General features: G+C 64.9%; 13 protein-coding genes. 9 read left to right on the forward strand and 4 right to left on the reverse strand.

What is annotated here, in order from left to right:
• Position 1: 1 nt before the first annotated feature.
• Complete coding sequence (locus ACFPUZ_RS02775) at positions 2 to 979, reverse strand: malate dehydrogenase (protein WP_376999647.1); 978 nt, start codon at positions 977 to 979, stop codon at positions 2 to 4.
• A gap of 266 nt (positions 980 to 1,245) precedes the next feature.
• On the opposite strand from ACFPUZ_RS02775, the gene ACFPUZ_RS02780 reads away from it, so the two are divergent.
• The 3 genes from ACFPUZ_RS02780 (at position 1,246) to ACFPUZ_RS02790 (ending at position 4,248) form a co-directional block, all read left to right on the forward strand.
• On the forward strand, positions 1,246 to 1,986 hold the full coding sequence (locus tag ACFPUZ_RS02780; protein WP_376999649.1) for a TetR/AcrR family transcriptional regulator: 741 nt from the start codon (positions 1,246 to 1,248) through the stop codon (positions 1,984 to 1,986).
• A 108-nt stretch (positions 1,987 to 2,094) separates the two neighbouring features.
• Positions 2,095 to 3,495: an MBL fold metallo-hydrolase gene (locus tag ACFPUZ_RS02785; RefSeq protein WP_376999652.1), complete on the forward strand. Its 1,401-nt coding sequence runs from the start codon at positions 2,095 to 2,097 to the stop codon at positions 3,493 to 3,495.
• 3 nt (positions 3,496 to 3,498) lie between these two features.
• Positions 3,499 to 4,248 carry a sulfite exporter TauE/SafE family protein gene (locus ACFPUZ_RS02790; RefSeq protein ID WP_376999654.1) on the forward strand — a complete coding sequence of 250 codons (750 nt, stop codon included), beginning with the start codon at positions 3,499 to 3,501 and terminating at the stop codon, positions 4,246 to 4,248.
• Positions 4,249 to 4,338: 90 nt separating this feature from the next.
• Here the strand turns inward: ACFPUZ_RS02790 and clpX are convergent, their stop codons facing one another.
• The 3 genes from clpX to ACFPUZ_RS02805 form a co-directional block, all read right to left on the reverse strand.
• Positions 4,339 to 5,619: an ATP-dependent Clp protease ATP-binding subunit ClpX gene (gene clpX / locus ACFPUZ_RS02795; RefSeq protein ID WP_376999656.1), complete on the reverse strand. Its 1,281-nt coding sequence runs from the start codon at positions 5,617 to 5,619 to the stop codon at positions 4,339 to 4,341.
• A gap of 260 nt (positions 5,620 to 5,879) precedes the next feature.
• Entirely contained in the window at positions 5,880 to 6,524 is a 645-nt protein-coding gene (locus ACFPUZ_RS02800; protein WP_376999658.1) for a 3-oxoacid CoA-transferase subunit B, read from the reverse strand.
• A complete protein-coding gene (locus ACFPUZ_RS02805) occupies positions 6,524 to 7,267 on the reverse strand; it encodes a CoA transferase subunit A (RefSeq protein WP_376999660.1) in 744 nt (247 codons plus the stop codon). The genes ACFPUZ_RS02800 and ACFPUZ_RS02805 overlap by 1 nt, the downstream gene beginning before the upstream one ends.
• Before the next feature lie 82 nt (positions 7,268 to 7,349).
• Here ACFPUZ_RS02805 and ACFPUZ_RS02810 point away from each other — a divergent pair, with 82 nt between their 5' ends.
• From ACFPUZ_RS02810 to ACFPUZ_RS02835, 6 genes are all read left to right on the forward strand, one after another.
• Positions 7,350 to 8,126 carry an IclR family transcriptional regulator domain-containing protein gene (locus tag ACFPUZ_RS02810; RefSeq protein ID WP_376999662.1) on the forward strand — a complete coding sequence of 259 codons (777 nt, stop codon included), beginning with the start codon at positions 7,350 to 7,352 and terminating at the stop codon, positions 8,124 to 8,126.
• Between the two features lie 16 nt (positions 8,127 to 8,142).
• Entirely contained in the window at positions 8,143 to 9,375 is a 1,233-nt protein-coding gene (locus tag ACFPUZ_RS02815; RefSeq protein ID WP_376999664.1) for an acetyl-CoA C-acetyltransferase, read from the forward strand.
• 3 nt (positions 9,376 to 9,378) lie between these two features.
• Positions 9,379 to 10,146, forward strand: a complete 768-nt coding sequence (locus tag ACFPUZ_RS02820) for an alpha/beta fold hydrolase (RefSeq protein WP_376999666.1) — start codon at positions 9,379 to 9,381, stop codon at positions 10,144 to 10,146.
• A 122-nt stretch (positions 10,147 to 10,268) separates the two neighbouring features.
• Positions 10,269 to 10,856, forward strand: coding sequence for a hypothetical protein (locus tag ACFPUZ_RS02825; RefSeq protein ID WP_376999668.1), 588 nt, complete (start codon positions 10,269 to 10,271; stop codon positions 10,854 to 10,856).
• A gap of 187 nt (positions 10,857 to 11,043) precedes the next feature.
• On the forward strand, positions 11,044 to 16,068 hold the full coding sequence (locus tag ACFPUZ_RS02830) for a DEAD/DEAH box helicase (RefSeq protein WP_376999670.1): 5,025 nt from the start codon (positions 11,044 to 11,046) through the stop codon (positions 16,066 to 16,068).
• A complete protein-coding gene (locus tag ACFPUZ_RS02835) occupies positions 16,069 to 17,007 on the forward strand; it encodes a restriction endonuclease (RefSeq protein WP_376999672.1) in 939 nt (312 codons plus the stop codon).
• The last annotated feature ends 88 nt before the right edge of the window (positions 17,008 to 17,095 follow it).

The raw sequence follows: 17,095 nt of genomic DNA on the forward strand, positions 1-17,095 counted from the left end.
GCTACTTGAGCAGGTCAGCGACCGCGTCGCGCTCGGCCTTGAGCTCGGCGACGTTGCGGGCGATCATCTCGCGCTGGAAGTCGTTGAGCTCCAGACCCTGGACAATCTCCCACTGTCCGTTGCGGGAGATCGTCGGCAGGCCGGCGACGAGACCCTCGTCGATGCCGTAGGAACCGTCGGAGGGCAGCGCGGCGGAGGCCCACTGCTCGGTGCCCTGCACCCAGTCACGCATGTGGTCGATGGCGGCGGAGGCGGCGGAGGCGGCGGAGGACTTGCCGCGGACCTCGATGATCTCGGCGCCGCGCTTGGCCACGCGCGGGATGAACTCGTTGACGTACCAGTCATGGTCGATCTTGTCGATGACCGGCTCTCCCTTGACCGTGGCGTACGTGATGTCCGGGAACTGGGTGGCGGAGTGGTTGCCCCACACGACGACATTCTCGAAGTCCGTGGTCAGCACGCCGAGCTTCTCGGCCAGCTGGGACAGGGCGCGGGAGTGGTCCAGGCGCATGAGGGCGGTGAAGCGCTCGGCCGGGACATCCGGGGCGTTGCGCTGGGCGATGAGCGCGTTGGTGTTGGCCGGGTTGCCCACCACGAGTACGCGGACATCGTCGGCGGCGTGGTCGTTGATGGCCTTGCCCTGCGGGGCGAAGATGCCGCCGTTGTTCTTGAGCAGGTCTCCGCGCTCCTCGCCCGCCCCGCGCGGCTTGGCGCCGACAAGGAAGGCGGCGTTGGCGCCGTCGAAGGCGGTCTCGGCCTTATCGGTGATGGTGATGTTGCGCAGCAGCGGGAACGCGGAGTCATTGAGCTCCATAGCCACGCCCTCGGCGCCGCGGACGGCGTCCGGGATCTCCAGGAGGGTCAGCTCAATCGGGGTCTCCGGGCCGTAGACGTCTCCGGCGGCCAGACGCCACAGGAGGGAGTAGGCGATGTTTCCGGCGGCACCGGTGACGGCGATCTTCACGGGATTCTGGGACATGGATAGGGTTCCTTTCGTGCGAGGGGCACCAACGTCGCCGAGTCTAGCCGCTCGGCCCGCGCTCGGCAGTCACCCCCGGATAGGCGTACCCGACCGCGCGAAGCGGTTGTTTCCGCAGGACACCGGCCCCGATCCCGGGTGCCCCCTCCCCATCCGCCGCGCAGCCGTCACGGTCAGACCACTCTTCAGGCACGATGGTGGACAGCGCACCATCCCGCGCCTCCCCCAAGATCTGCCGAACCGTGTCCCGGAGGGCCCACCCAGCCATGTATGACGACGACCTGACCCCTCTCGACGACGCCACCTCCCTCGAGGCGGTCGTCGACGTCGCCATCGGCCAGTTCGCGGAGCAGGGGTTCCAGGAGACGCGGCTGGAATCGATCGCCCGGCAGTCGGGCATGTCGAAGCGGATGATCCACTATCATTTCGGCGACAAGAAGGGGCTCTACCTGCGCTGCCTCACGGAGGCCGCGCGGCGGATCCAGCCCCCGGCCGAGGAGCTCATCAGCGACACCCTCGTGCCCGTCGAGGGGGTGACGCAGGTGGTCGACGCCGTGTACCTCACGATGATCCGCCACCCCGAGTCCCTGCGCCTCCTGCAGCACGAGGGTCTCAACCGTGTGCTCAATCTCACCGGGGTGGCCACGCTCATCCCCGGCACCCAGGTCTCGCTGCAGCTGGACAAGCTGCTCATGCAGGGGCAGGACATGGGGGCCTTCCGTCCGGGGATCGGCGCCGAGGACATCTTCTTCCTCATCTCCTCCCTCGCCTTCACCCGGGTGATCAACCGGGACCTCATGATCAACCTCATCGACGTGGACACGTGCAGCGAGGACAACACGGACGGGCTGCACCGCCTGGCCGTCGATTCGGTGCTGGCGCTGCTGACGGCGCACATCCCCGATTCGGGGCACGACAGCTACCTCACCGCCGACCGTCTGGACGAGGGTTCGCGCTCGGGGTTGGGGATCTACGATCTCGGCGGACACTCGGACCCGCTCGAATAAAAACACCTTAAGCTGGCCTTTCACCTCCAAAGGTTGATACCCCCCGGGGTATATGGCATGGTAGTGTCACACCCACACGGATATTTATTCAACCCAGGAGTGACCACCATGCTGCTCGAACGTTTCTATGACGAGGACCTTGCCCAGGCCAGCTACTTCATCGGCTGCCAGGCCCAGAACACCGCCGTCGTCGTCGACGCCCGCCGCGACATCACCGACTACCTCGACCTCGCCGCCCACCACGGGATGCGCATCGTCGCGGTCACCGAGACCCACATCCATGCCGACTACCTCTCCGGCACCCGCGAGCTGGCCGCCGCCACCGGCGCCACCATCTACCTCTCCGGCGAGGGCGGCGAGGACTGGAGCTACGGCTTCGCCGGCGAGCTGCTCCACGACCGGGACACCATCCAGATCGGCAACATCACCATCGAGGCCCGCCACACCCCCGGCCACACGCCGGAGCACCTCTCCTTCCTCATCACCGACGGCGCCTTCGCCGACTCCCCCGGCTACATGCTCTCCGGAGACTTCGTCTTCTCCGGCGACCTCGGCCGGCCGGACCTGCTGGATGAGGCCGCGGGGGGCGTCGATACGCGTTTCGGCGGCGCACGCGACATCTTCCGCAGCCTCCGCGAGGTCTTCCTCGAGCTGCCCGACCACGTCCAGGTCTACCCGGCCCACGGCGCCGGCTCGGCCTGTGGCAAGGCCCTCGGCGCGCTGCCCTCGACCACCGTCGGCTACGAGCGCCACTACGCCTGGTGGGCCCACTACCTCCGCGACGACGATGAGCAGGGCTTCGTCGACGACCTCCTCGCGGGGCAGCCCGACGCCCACGCCTACTTCGGGCGGATGAAGCGCCAGAACAAGGCCGGCCCCGCTGTCCTCGGCTACCCGCTTCCCGAGCTGCCGGAGGTTCCGGCCGCCGAGCTGGCCGGGCGCATCGAATCGGGTGCGGCGATCGTCGTTGACACCCGCCACCACAGCGAGGTCCACGCGGGCACCGTCGCCGGCGCCGTCAACGTCCCCGGCCTGGCCAAGGCCGCCACCTACGGATCCTGGGTCTACGACCCGGAGACCGACACCGCCGACCTCATCGTCCTCGCCGCCGACGCCGCGGAGGCCGCCGACTACCGCGACCACTTCATCCGCGTCGGCATCGACGAGATCACCGGCTTCGTCACCGATTTCGAGGGACTGCCGCAGGTCACCCCCGAGGTCCTCGCCCAGGACCAGCTTCTCGACGCCGCCCCGACCATGCTCCTCGACCTCCGCAACAAGACCGAGCACGCCGACGGCCACATCCCCGGTTCCCACCAGCTCTCCGGCGGACGCGTCCTGTGGAACCTCGACGAGCTGCCCGATCCGGCGGACTCGACGATCGTCTCCTACTGCCAGTCCGGGGTCCGCAACTCCGTCGCCGCCTCCGCGCTGCGCCGCAAGGGCTACCACGTCCAGGAACTCGAGGGCTCCTACCTCGGCTACCTCGACCACCTCACCAAGAACTAAGCCGTGGCTCTGGTTCTCGTCCTCGCCGTCTTCATCGGGCTCTCCCTGGGCCTGCTGGGCGGCGGCGGATCAATCCTCACCGTCCCGCTGCTCACCTACGTGGCGGGCATGGAACCGAAGGAGGCCATCGCCGCCTCGCTCTTCGTGGTCGGCGCGACCTCCGCGGTGTCCGTGCTCAGCCACGCCCGCCTGGGCAACGTGCAGTGGCGCACCGGTCTCATCTTCGGAGCTTCCTCGATGGCGGGCGCCTTCCTCGGCGGCCTGCTCGGCGGGCGGATCCCCGGGGTGATCCTCATGGTGGCCTTCGCCGTCATGATGATCGCCACCGCCCTGGCCATGCTCCGCGGGCGGAAGGAGCGGCAGTCGGATGGGGTGCGGGCGCTGCCGCTGGGCAAGATCCTGCTCGAGGGCCTGGTCGTCGGCCTCGTCACCGGCCTCGTCGGCGCGGGCGGCGGCTTCCTCGTCGTCCCGGCCCTCGCCCTGCTCGGGGGGCTGAGCATGCCGGTCGCCGTGGGCACGTCCCTGCTGGTCATCGCCATGAAGTCCTTCGCCGGGCTGGCCGGCTACCTGACCACCGTGACGCTGGACTGGCCGGTCGTGCTCTCGGTCACCGGTGTCGCGTTGGTGGGCGCGCTCCTCGGCGCGCGGCTCACCAGAGTCGTCCCGGAGAAGGCCCTGCGCAAGGGCTTCGGCGTCTTCGTCCTGGTGATGGGTGTGTTCGTGCTCTCGCAGGAGCTGCCGGCGCTGTTCTGAGCTGGGTGGCGACGCCCGCCGGGCTGACCTCAACCCGCGGGATCAGTGCCGTCCTGCGGAAACGCCGAGCCGATGTCAGCTCGGCGGGAGCTACGCCGTCTCCTGCTGCTCCCCCTCGAGCACCAGCTCCGGTTCGGCCTCGCCGCGGACGACATCGGCGGTGATGAGGACCTCGGCGACGTCGTCACGATCGGGAATGTCGTACATGACCGGCACGAGGAGCTCCTCCATGATGGCGCGCAGGCCGCGGGCTCCGGTGCCGCGCTCGAGGGCGAGCTCGGCGATGACCTCCAGGGAGTCCGGGGAGAAGCTGAGCTGGACCTCGTCCATCTCGAAGAGGCGCTGGTACTGCTTGACCAGGGAGTTCTTCGGTTCCGTGAGCACCTGCACGAGGGATTCGCGGTCGAGGTTGTCCACGGTGGCCACGATGGGCAGGCGGCCGATGAACTCGGGGATGAGGCCGAACTTCACCAGATCCTCGGGGCGGACCTGCGCAAAGAGGTCGGTCTTCTCGCGGTCGGTGGCGGACTCGATCTCCGCACCGAAGCCGAGGCCCTTCTTGCCCACGCGCTCCTGGATGACCTTCTCCAGTCCGGCGAAGGCACCGGCGACGATGAAGAGGATGTTGGAAGTGTCGAGCTGGATGAACTCCTGGTTGGGGTGCTTGCGCCCACCCTGCGGCGGGATGGAGGCAGTGGTGCCCTCGAGGATCTTCAGCAGGGCCTGCTGGACGCCCTCGCCGGAGACGTCGCGGGTGATCGACGGGTTGTCGGACTTACGGGAGATCTTGTCCACCTCGTCGACGTAGATGATGCCGCGCTGGGCGCGGGAGACGTCGAAGTCGGCGGCCTGCAGGAGCTTGAGCAGGATGTTCTCCACGTCCTCGCCGACGTAGCCGGCCTCGGTGAGGGAGGTGGCGTCGGCAATGGCGAAGGGCACGTCGAGCATGCGGGCCAGCGTCTGCGCGAGGTAGGTCTTGCCGGAGCCGGTGGGACCGAGCAGGAGGATGTTGGACTTCGCGATCTCCACGTCGTCCTTCTTACGTCGCGCGGTCGTCGACGCCGTGTCCTCGGTCCGGATGCGCTTGTAGTGGTTGTACACCGCGACGGCGAGGATGCGCTTGGCCTTGTCCTGCCCGATGACGTACTTGTCCAGGAAGGAGGAGATCTCGGAGGGGCGCGGGAGCTTGTCCTCCTTGGCCTCGGCGGCCTGGGCGGCGCCGAGCTCTTCCTCGATGATCTCGTTGCACAGCTCGATGCACTCGTCGCAGATGTACACTCCGCCGCCGGCGATGAGCTTCTTCACCTGCTTCTGGCTCTTTCCGCAGAAGGAGCACTTGAGCAGGTCGGCGCTTTCTTGCATGCGTGCCATGAGGGTATCTATCTCGCTTTGCTCTTCGCGGACTTCGGACAGGTTCCCCACCACTGTAGTCGGCGGGTCAAACTACGGCCGAGCGCCACGAGGCCGATGCTTATCGACGCCCCATGACGCCCCGCGTTGCCCAATGGCAGGGCCCGCCTCCCCGGAGGCGGGGAAACGGGCCTGGTGTCAGATTTTCAGGAGCGGCACCCCTCGACCGGGGAGAAACCCCAGGTCGCCCGAGAGCGGGCCCCCGGGAAATCCTGAAAGTCTTACAGTCCCTCTGCGACCTCGAAGGGGGCGTCGGTAACTGCGCGGACGGACTCGACGGTCTCGCCCTCGGCGCACTGCACGAGGGTGAGGCCCTCGACAGCGTCGACAGTGAAGACGGCGTAGTTGGTGACGATCATGTCGACACACTTCGCGCCGGTGAGCGGGAGCACGCACGCGGGCAGGACCTTGGAGTCGCCCTTCTTGGTGGTGTGGTCCATCATGACGATGATCTGCTGGGCGCCGTGGACGAGGTCCATCGCGCCGCCCATGCCCTTGACCATCTTGCCGGGGATCATCCAGTTGGCCAGGTCGCCGAACTGGGAGACCTCCATGGCGCCGAGGACGGCGACGTCGACCGCGCGGGAGCGGATCATGGCGAAGGAGTCGGAGGAGGAGAAGTAGGAGCCACCCTCGGTGATGGTGATGGTCTCCTTGCCGGCGTTGATGAGCTCGGGGTCGAGCTCATCCTCGGTCGGGTACGGGCCGACGCCGAGGATGCCGTTCTCGGAGTGGAGCACCACCTCGAGGCCTTCCGGCAGGTAGCCGGGGATGAGGGTGGGCATGCCGATGCCCAGGTTGACGTACTGGCCGTTCTCGAGCTCTTCCGCGACGCGGGCGGCCATCTGTTCCTTGGTCCAGGTCATTACTGGGTCACCGTCCTGTTTTCGATTCCGGTCTCCTGCGGGCCCACCTCGACGACGCGGTGGACGAAGATACCGGGGAGGTCGACGTCCTCGGGGTCGATGACGTCGACAAGCTGCTCCACCTGCGCGATGGTCACCTTGCCGGACATGGCGGCGTCCGGGTTGAAGTTCATGGCCGTCTTGTTGAAGACGAGGTTGCCGTAGCGGTCGCCCTTGTGCGCGTGCACGAGGGCGTAGTCCGCGCGGATGGACTCCTCGAGGACGTAGAGCTGGCCGCCGAACTCGCGGGTCTCCTTCGGCTTGGACACGACGGCGACGGTGCCGTCGGCGTTGTAACGCTGGGGCAGGCCGCCCTCGGCGACCTGGGTGCCCACGCCGGCGGTGGTGTAGAAGGCGGGGATGCCGGCACCGCCGGCGCGCATGCGCTCGGCGAGGGTGCCCTGCGGGGTGAATTCGACGGTGAGCTCACCGGCGAGGTACTGGCGGGCGTACTCCTTGTTGGATCCCAGGTAGGAGCCGATGGACTTGGAGATGCGCTTGTCTGCCAGCAGGAGGCCGAGGCCGAAGCCGTCGGTGCCGAGGTTGTTGGAGACGATGGTCAGGTCGGTCGCGCCCTGCTCGCGGAGGGCGTCGATAAGGCGGGCGGGGATGCCGACCAGTCCGAATCCGCCGACGGCGATGGTCGCGCCGTCGGGGATGTCGGCGACGGCCGCATCAGTGGAGGGGAGGGTCTTGTCAAGCATGGCCCAGACTGTACACTGGTGTTCAGATAATGCACAAGGGTTCTCACAGCGAACCTGTTTCCCGAACAGAAAGGAGTCGAACGTGGCCACACCGGACACCCCCAACGTCCAGTCGCTCGTCCGGGGCCTCGCCGTCATCCGGACGTTCAACGCCGACCGGCCCCGCCAGACCCTCGCCCAGGTCGCCGACGCCACCGGCCTGGCCCGCGCCACCGCCCGGCGTTTCCTGCACACGCTCGTGACCGTGGGTTATGCGGGCACCGACGGCACCGATTTCTGGCTCACCCCGCGCGTCCTGGAGCTCGGCTACAGCTACATGTCCGGGCTCGGGCTGCCCGCCATCGCGCAGCCGCGCCTGGAGGAACTCTCCCGCCACATCGGCGAGTCCTCCTCCCTGTCGGTGCTCGACGGCCCGGACGTCGTCTACGTCAACCGCGTCCCGGTGCGGCGGATCATGACGGTGTCCATCACCATCGGCACCCGCTTCCCCGCCTACGCCACGTCCATGGGCCGGGTCATCCTCGCGGGCATGCCCGCCGACGAGCTCGAGGGTTACCTGGACAAGGTCGAGTTCCAGGCGTTCACGCCGTCGACGATCACCGACTCCGCCACCCTGCGGGCCGAACTGGTCCGCATCCGCGAGCAGGGTTTCGCCATCGTCGATCAGGAGCTGGAGCCCGGCCTGCGCTCCCTGGCGGCCCCCGTCCATTCCCCGGCGGGCCGGGTGGTGGCCGCGGTCAACGTCTCGACGCAGACCGTCGTCCACGACCTCGAGGAGCTGCACGATCGCTTCCTCCCCGCGCTCATCGACACCGCTGAACTCATCTCCGCCGATCTGGCGGCCACCGAACTCTTCTAAGGTTAAGGACCCCCACATGACTGAGAACAACCCCACCGACATCGTCATCTGCACCCCCCTGCGCACCGCCGTCGGCGGTTACGGCGGGCAGTTCACCTCCGTGCCGGTGCAGGAGCTGGCCGCCACCGTCGTCCGCGCCGTCATGGAGCGCTCCGGCCTCCAGCCGGAGGACGTCGACGACCTCATCCTCGGCCAGGCCTCCCCCAACGGTGCCGCCCCGGCCCTCGGCCGCGTCGTCGCGCTCGACGCCGGCCTCGGTGAAACCGTCCCGGGCATGCAGCTCGACCGTCGGTGCGGTTCCGGCCTGCAGGCCGTGGTCACCGCCGCCGCGCACGTGGCCACGGGTGCGGCCGACCTCATCATCGCCGGTGGAGCCGAGTCCATGTCGCGCACCGAGTACACCGTCGACGCCGACGTCCGCTGGGGCAAGAAGGGCGGCAACATGGTCTTCCGCGACCGCCTCGCCGAGGCCCGCGAGACCGCCGGCGGCAAGAACCACCCGATCCCGGGCGGCATGATCGAGACCGCCGAGAACCTCCGCGAGGAGTACTCCATCACCCGCGAGGCCCAGGACGAGATGGCCGTCGAGTCCCACAAGCGGGCCGTCGCCGCCCAGCAGCAGGGCCTGTTCGCCGAGGAGATCGTGCCGGTGACCATCCCGCAGCGCAAGGGTGAGCCGCTGGTCATCGACACCGACGAGCACCCGCGCCCCGGCACCAACCTGGAGAAGCTGTCCACCCTGCGCCCCATCCTGGGCCGCCAGTTCGCCGAGGCCACCGTCACCGCCGGCAACGCCTCCGGGCAGAACGACGGTGCCGCCGCGATGATCGTCACCACCCGCGCCAGGGCCGAGGAGCTGGGGCTGACGCCCGCGGTCGTGCTCCGCGGCTGGGCCGTCGCCGGCGTCGCCCCGGAGACCATGGGCATCGGCCCGGTCCCGGCCACCAAGAAGGTGCTCGACCGCCTCGGCCTCACGCTGGATGACATGGACCTCATCGAGCTCAACGAGGCCTTCGCCGCCCAGGCCCTCTCCGTGCTCAACGAGTGGGGCATCCCCGCCGACGACCCGCGCCTCAACCCGCTCGGCTCCGGCATCTCGCTCGGCCACCCGGTCGGTGCCACCGGCGCCCGCATGCTCGTCACCGCCTCCTACCAGCTCGCGCGTACCGACGCCCAGACCGCCCTGGTCACCATGTGCATCGGCGGCGGCCAGGGACTGGCGGCCGTGATCGAGAAGGTGGAGGCTTAAACCATGATCCTGCACTCCGTCTCCTACGGCCCCTCCTCCGATTCCGAGCCGATCGTCTTCCTCGGCTCCATCGCCTCGACCACCGACATGTGGCTCCCGCAGCTCGACGAGCTGTCCAAGACCCGCCGCGTCATCGCCCTCGACCACCGCGGGCACGGCCTGTCCCCGGACCCGGACGTCGAGCCCGGTTCGACCACCTTTGACGATCTGGCCGACGATGTCCTGTCGACGCTGGATTCGCTCGGTATCGATAGGTTCCAGGTCGTCGGCCTTTCGCTGGGCGGCGCCGTCGCGCAGTACCTGGCGCTGACCTCCCCGCGCGTCACCCGCGCCGGTTTCCTGTGCACCGCCGCGTATTTCGGGGGCCCCGAAAAGTGGAACCCGCGCGCCGAGCTCACCCGCGCGCAGGGCCTCGAGCCGATGGCCGACGGTGTCATCGACTTCTGGCTGACGGCCGATTTCCAGGAGGCACACCCCGCGACCACCGCCCGCTACCGTCGCATGGTGACCTCCACCCGCGGCTCCGGCTACGCCTCCTGCTCCGACGCCCTCGCCCACTGGGACATCCGCGATCGCCTCGCCGAGATCACCGTCCCGGTGCTCACCCTGGCCGCCACGGACGACCAGTCGACCCCGCCTTCCGCGCTCAAGGCCATCGCCGAGGGCGTGTTCGGTTCGGTGGAGTACGTCGAGGTCACCCCCGGCGCCCACGTGCCGACCATCGAGGTGCCCGAGCAGGTCACCAAGGCCCTGGTCGACTTCTTCGGCTAAACCGCCGCTTATCGACGCCGCCGTCTCCCCGCTTCACGGGGAGGCGGCGGTGTTGTCATGTGGGGATGGTGAAGGAATCGCGGTCGCCAACGAGTAGGGAAGCACTGGGATAGCCTGTCTGCGTGCACACCGATCTGGTTGCCTATGTCGACGAATCCTCGGCCCGTCGATCCGCCACTCGGCAGGAGTACATGGTCTGCGCCACCCTCGTCGGCTCCGCGGAGGCCGCAGCGGTTCGGAAGCACCTTCTTCCCCTACGGTTACCCGGCCAGATCAAACTGCACTGGACTGATGAAAGCAGGATCAGGCGTAAGAAAATCACCAGCGCCGTTGCCGACATCGACTTCATGCAGGTGATCATTTCCCACTCCAGTGGGACCAGTCGGAAAACCGAGCGCTTCCGGCGGAAATGCTTCGAACAACTCTATTTCGAACTCTCCAACGTGGGGGTCACCGAGGTCGTCGTAGAGAGCAGGCAGGAAGTACAGAACAAGCGAGACATTGCCCATGTCGTTGCGCTCCAGACGCAGGGGCAGTGCCCGGACATTCGGGTGCGCCACGAGCGTGGTGGGGATAATCCCCTGTTGTGGCTCCCTGACGTCGTCCTCGGTGCCTACAATTCCACCTTTCTGGGTGAAACCCAGTACTGGGAAAAGCTCCAGGACAAGGTGGTCCTTCACCGCTTTACGCCGGATTCTCTCCGGGAATAAGCGTAGACCCTGGGTCCAGCCGTCCGGCTGGGGTCCCAGGGTCTACTTCCAAACCTGTCGTAACAGGCGGCGATGATGTGAGGATAGCACGCTCGTCCTCGTCCTGCCTCGCCCCATTTCAGCTGTCCGTCCCACGCCTGCTCCAGCCTCCACCTTCAAAAAGGGTGGCTCGGGCACAATAGAGCGCATGTCGTCGATCATGGATGCCCTGTCCGCACTGCGTGAGAACCCCACCCACGGAAACCACGGGTTGTCGTTCGAGAAGTTGATGATCAACTACTTCAAGCTGGATCCCACACTGTCGGCGGAATATGACGAGGTTTACGGCTGGAACGACTGGCCGTACCGCGAACAGTTCCCGGACACCGGCATCGACCTGGTGGCGCGCCGCTCCGAAGACGGTAGGTGGACCGCCATCCAGTGCAAGTTCTACGCACCCACGACCTATCTGCAGAAGAGTCACCTGGACTCCTTCTTTGAGCGCTCGGGCCGGGAATTCACCACGGAGAACGGCAAGGAAACTTTCGCCAACCGCATCATCATCTCCACCACGGACAAGTGGAGCAAGAACGCAGAGGAGATGCTGGATAACCAGCCCATCCCGGTCAGCCGCATCGGCGTAGGCAATCTCGACAGCTCCCCCATCAACTGGGATATCGCATACCCCAACTCCGAACTGACGATCAACCTTGAGCTCAAGGAAACCTTCGAACCGCGTCTGCACCAGCAGACCGCGATCTCCAAGGTGATCGAGGGTTTTGAGACCCACGACCGCGGCAAGCTCATCATGGCGTGCGGCACCGGTAAGACTTTCACTGCGCTGCGTCTGGCAGAGCAGATTGCCAAGAACAATGCACCGGTCACAGCCAAGACAGAAGACCAAAAAGTAAAGCAAGGAAGTGCCCGCGTCCTCTTCCTCGTCCCGTCCATCTCCCTGCTCTCCCAGACTCTGCGTGAGTGGACCGCTCAGGCCCGCCTAGATCTCCGCGCCTACGCGGTCTGCTCCGACTCCAAGGTGTCCAAAGCCGCCGAGGACATCGCCACCTATGACCTCGAGGTTCCGGTCTCCACCAACGGCTCCGATATTGCTTCCCGCCTCGAGCACCGCAAGCGCGCAGCTGGCCTCACCGTCGTGTTTTCCACCTACCAGTCGCTGCCCGCGATCCATGATGCTCAAGCTGCCGGGCTCCCCGAATTCGACCTCGTCATCTGCGACGAGGCCCACCGCACCACCGGCGTCACTCTCGCCGACGAGGACGCGTCCAACTTCGTCCGCGTCCACGACGCCAAGTACATCAAGGCAGCCAAGCGCCTCTATATGACCGCCACTCCGCGGCTTTTCGACGACTCCGTCAAGGGCAAAGCTGCCGAGCACTCGGCCGAGCTGGCCTCCATGGATGATGAGGGGGTCTATGGCCCGGAGTTCCACCGCCTCGGCTTCGGCGAGGCCGTGGAGAAGGGCCTGCTCACGGACTACAAGGTGCTGGTCATGACCGTCGACGAGCAGCTCGCCTCTGACACCATGGCTCGCTTCACCCCGCAGCCCGGCCAAGAACTGACGCTGGATCTGGCCTCAGCCATGATCGGCACGTGGACTGCCCTAGCGAAGCGCTCCGGAAAGGAGCAGGGCACCAAGGCAGGATTCGAGGAGGGCGCCGCCCCCATGCAGCGCACCGTGGCCTTCGCACGTGACATCAAGACATCAAAGAAGATCTCCGAGTCCTTCCCCTCGCTCATTTCCACCTTCACGGACACACTGCGCGAGAAAGCAGCCACCAACGACATTTCGCTCCTTAACATCGACCTCGAAGTCGGCGCCCACCATGTCGACGGCGGAATGAACGCCATGGAACGCAGCTCCCATCTCACGTGGTTGGAGTCCCCGCTCCCCGAGGACAAGACGCGCATCCTCACCAACGCTCGCTGCCTTTCCGAAGGCGTGGACGTCCCGGCTCTCGACGCCGTCGTCTTCTTCAATCCGCGCAACTCCATGGTCGACGTCGTGCAGTCCGTTGGCCGCGTCATGCGCAAATCCGAGGGCAAGGACTACGGCTACATCATCCTCCCCGTCGCCGTCCCACCCGGTGTCGCACCGTCGCAGGCGCTCAATGACAACGTCCGCTTCAAGGTCGTGTGGCAGATCCTCAACGCCCTACGTGCCCACGACGACCGCTTCAACGCGCAGGTCAACTCCATCTCCCTTAACGAGGGCGAAGTCAAGGACCTGCCAGTGGTCCAGGACCACGTCGGGGCAACTTCTGACACAGAGGCCTACGCCGACGCGGACAACACAGCCACCCAGATGGTGCTGTTCTCCCTGGAGCAGTGGCAGGAGGCGCTGTACACCAAGCTCGTCGATAAGGTCGGTACCCGCACCTACTGGGAGGACTGGGCTGACGATGTCGCCGGCATCGCCGAAGCCCAGGTCATCCGCATCACCTCACTTATCGACGCCGCCGACAGCCCCATCCGCACCGAATTCGAGCGCTTCGTCGAAGGCCTGCGCGGCAATCTTAACGACTCCATCACCGAGGCCGAAGCAATCAGCATGCTCTCCCAGCACCTGATCACCGCCCCCGTCTTCGACGCCCTCTTCGCCGACAGCGACTTCATCTCCCACAACCCGGTCGCCCAAGTGATGAACCGCATGGTCGAGGCCCTCTCCGATTCCCAGCTCGAGTCCGAGACCGAATCCCTGACCAAGTTTTACGACTCCGTCCGCCTCCGCGCCGCCGAAGTCACCAGCGCCTCCGGAAAGCAGACTGTGATCAAGGAGCTTTACGAGCGCTTCTTCCAGAAGGCCTTCAAGAAGCAGGCCGACTCCCTCGGCATCGTCTACACCCCCATCGAGATCGTCGACTTCATCCTGCGCGCCGCCGACGACGTCTCCCGCAAACACTTCGGCCGCGGACTCACTGACGAAGGGGTCCATGTGTTGGATCCGTTCACCGGGACGGGCACGTTCATGGTCCGCCTCCTGCAGTCCGGCCTGATCAGGCCCGAAGACCTGGCCCGCAAATACGCCACCGAGCTCCACGCCACGGAGATTATGTTGCTGGCTTACTATGTGGCAGCCGTGAACATTGAGACGACCTATCAAGCGTTAAGGAAGGAAACCAGTCAGCGGGAGCGTGCTCTTGCCAGCTTAGAAAATGGCACCCCCCCCCCGACCAGTTCATATGCACCATTCGAGGGCATCGCGCTTGCTGATACCTTCCAAATCCACGAGGTCGACGATCAACTCGACCTCGACTACTTCGTTGACAATAACTCCCGCATTGAACGGCAAAAGTCAGCCCCCGTGCGGGTCATCATCGGCAACCCGCCCTACTCAGTAGGGCAGTCGTCGGCGAATGACCTCAACGCCAACCTGAAGTACCCGACACTGGATGCCCGGATCGCTGAAACTTATGCGGCGAAATCGACAGCCACCAACAAAAACTCCCTCTACGACTCCTACCTGCGTGCCTACCGCTGGGCCACCGACCGCATCGGAGAACAGGGAGTAGTGGCGTTCGTGTCCAACGGCGGCTGGATTGACGGCAACTCCGGCGATGGTGTGCGCCTTTCGATGGCCGAGGACTTCACCGACCTTTACGTGTTCAACCTGCGCGGTAATCAGCGCACCGCCGGTGAACAGTCCCGCAAGGAGGGCGGCAAAGTCTTCGGCTCCGGCAGCAGAGCCACCGTCGCCATCACCATCGGTGTGGTCGACCCCGGCAATACCGGCTGCACCATCCACTACAACGACATTGGTGACTACCTCACGGCCGAGAAAAAGCTCGAGATCGTGGCCCGGTCCACCATCGACAACATTGAATGGCAAGAGATCACCCCGAACCAGCACGGTGACTGGGTCTGCCAACGCTCAGATGAGTTTGAGACCTGGCCGGTGCTGGCAGGGAAATCCAGAACAGCGACGACCTTCTTCACTGAATTCTCCTCCGGTTTGAAGACTGCGCGTGATGCCTGGTGCTACGCCCCCACACGGGAACAAGTAAGCACCAACATCCGCACCCTGATTGACACCTACGAAGCCGCACGCCCGGCTTTCGCAGCATGGGCCGCTTCGCGAGGGGTGGCTTCACCCCGGGAGACAGACGTCAACCTATTCCTGTCCGAGCATCCTGAATTCGCGGTAACCACTAACATTTCGTGGGATGCAAACCTCAAAGTTTCACTAGCGAGGGACGTGAGAATCGAGGCTTCGACGTTCTCGCATGTTACGAGCCACTATCGGCCGTTCTTTCCACAGTGCGCATATTTTGCCGCCCACCTCAATCAAAGACGCTACCGTCTGCCATCGATGTTCCCGACCCCGCAGCACACCAACATCGGATTCGTTGTGATGGCACCGCGGGACGCAGCAAATTTTGCCGTCCTCGCAACGAACTTGATACCAGATCTTTCCTTCTTCACATATACAGGCCAATACTTCCCCCGCTTCACCTGGGAGCTTGGGGAGCCTCGCGTGGGAGAGCTGAACTTCGGCCCAGCGAGCGCCGATAAGCACGCGGAGGTGAGCCGCTACGGCGAGATCGGTGAAATCGTTGACGGCTACTACCGCGTCGATAACATCACCTACGAGATTAAGAATCTCTACCGCGACGCTCTTGGTGAAGATGTCACCGGTGATGACATCTTCCACTACGTCTACGGTCAACTGAATGATCCGACATACCGGGAGACCTATGAGGCGGATCTGAAGAAGATGCTGCCGCACATCGAACCCCCCACCGACCGGGCGCGTTTCAACCAGGTGGTGACCGCCGGCGAGCAGCTCATGAACCTACACGTGGACTACGAGGACGTCGAGCCGTGGCCGGTGGTTATCGAGGTCAAGCCCACAGCTGATCCCGAGGACCGAGAAACTTGGCGAATGACCGCCCTGAAGTGGGCGAAGAAGAAGGACGCCGAAACAGGTAAAAGCGTCAACGACGTCACCCGGTTGATCTACAACTCGAAGATCACCATCTCAGATATTCCGGCTGAAGCCGAGGAGTACATGCTCGGCTCGCGTTCGGCCCTGGCATGGATCATTGACCGATATAAGGTCAAGAAGGACAAGGCTTCGGGCATCATCAACGATCCCAACGATTGGGCCGACGAGGTCGGAAACCCGCGTTACATCGCCGAACTGATTGCTAAGGTGACGCGTGTAGCCGTTGACACGGTTCGCATCATTGACGGGCTTCGGGAAGGAACCAAATAGATGTCGTTCTCCGGAAAGGGGATGCCGACCCACCAGGAACTGGTACTACCGGTACTTAAAGCAGTAAAGAACCTGGGAGGAACAGCCCGATCCCGCGAGGTGGTCGACGAAGTCATCTCGCTGTTGCCCAACTCGGATGTGCTTATCGACATCTCCTACCCGACCCGCCCCAACGTGAGCGTCCTCCGCGACCGCACGGAATGGGGCCGCTCTACCGCTAAGCTTGTCGGAGGGCTCGAGCAGCCTAGCCGCGGAATGTATATGCTCACCGATTTCGGCGAAGAGCTCCTCACCATGTCTGAAACGGAAGCCACCAGGCGAGTGAAGCAAGCATACAAGGACCGCATTCGCCAACGTCGACTTGAAATCGCACGTGAGAAGGGCCCGGTCAGTGAACCTCATAATGATGTCGAGGATGAACACGAGGAGCCCTCAGCAGAGGTCATCGCCGAGACCCAGGCAGACAACGAGGAATTCACCAACTGGGAAGAACAACTACTCAACCGGCTTCATCGTATGAGTCCTGAAGCTTTTGAAAAGTTCGTTCTTTATCTCCTGAAGCGCTACGGATTGAAGCTGACGCATGTCGGTGGCACCGCAGATGAAGGAATCGATGGCATCGGTACCGCCCCACTCAGCCCTGTCCTTTCTTCGCGCGTGGCAGTGCAAATCAAGCGATACGCCCCGAATGGAAAGGCTATCAGCCGAGAAGTGGTAGCACTCTTTCAGCGCGACGCGCAGACGAAGGGAGCTGAACGTGCCATTCTGGTGACCCTCAGCCGATTCACCGAGCCAGCACGCAGGGCTGCCACTCTAACTACACCTACCGTTGACCTGATTGATGGCCAGCGGCTAGCTGAGCTGATCAAGGACGACGGCGAGTCTGGTGTCCGCCTCGAGCCGACGGTCAATGAAAAGTGGTTCGACCGATTCGAGTGAGATCAGACCGCTCGTGGATGAGGCCCCACCTGATATAGCACCGAAGCAGGTTTAGAACGCGCCTTCAACTGTTCCGCGCTCGACATCC

The organism is Corynebacterium nasicanis, from assembly GCF_042658165.1.
Lineage (GTDB): Bacteria > Actinomycetota > Actinomycetes > Mycobacteriales > Mycobacteriaceae > Corynebacterium > Corynebacterium nasicanis.

Excerpts from the sequence above, each read along its gene's own strand:
- ACFPUZ_RS02775 (WP_376999647.1), bottom strand. The coding sequence starts at position 979 with ATGTCCCAGAATCCCGTGAAGATCGCCGTCACCGGTGCCGCCGGAAAC.
- ACFPUZ_RS02780 (WP_376999649.1), top strand. The coding sequence starts at position 1,246 with ATGTATGACGACGACCTGACCCCTCTCGACGACGCCACCTCCCTCGAG.
- ACFPUZ_RS02785 (WP_376999652.1), top strand. The coding sequence starts at position 2,095 with ATGCTGCTCGAACGTTTCTATGACGAGGACCTTGCCCAGGCCAGCTAC.
- clpX (WP_376999656.1), bottom strand. The coding sequence starts at position 5,619 with ATGGCACGCATGCAAGAAAGCGCCGACCTGCTCAAGTGCTCCTTCTGC.
- ACFPUZ_RS02800 (WP_376999658.1), bottom strand. The coding sequence starts at position 6,524 with ATGACCTGGACCAAGGAACAGATGGCCGCCCGCGTCGCGGAAGAGCTC.
- ACFPUZ_RS02805 (WP_376999660.1), bottom strand. The coding sequence starts at position 7,267 with ATGCTTGACAAGACCCTCCCCTCCACTGATGCGGCCGTCGCCGACATC.
- ACFPUZ_RS02815 (WP_376999664.1), top strand. The coding sequence starts at position 8,143 with ATGACTGAGAACAACCCCACCGACATCGTCATCTGCACCCCCCTGCGC.
- ACFPUZ_RS02820 (WP_376999666.1), top strand. The coding sequence starts at position 9,379 with ATGATCCTGCACTCCGTCTCCTACGGCCCCTCCTCCGATTCCGAGCCG.
- ACFPUZ_RS02830 (WP_376999670.1), top strand. The coding sequence starts at position 11,044 with ATGTCGTCGATCATGGATGCCCTGTCCGCACTGCGTGAGAACCCCACC.
- ACFPUZ_RS02835 (WP_376999672.1), top strand. The coding sequence starts at position 16,069 with ATGTCGTTCTCCGGAAAGGGGATGCCGACCCACCAGGAACTGGTACTA.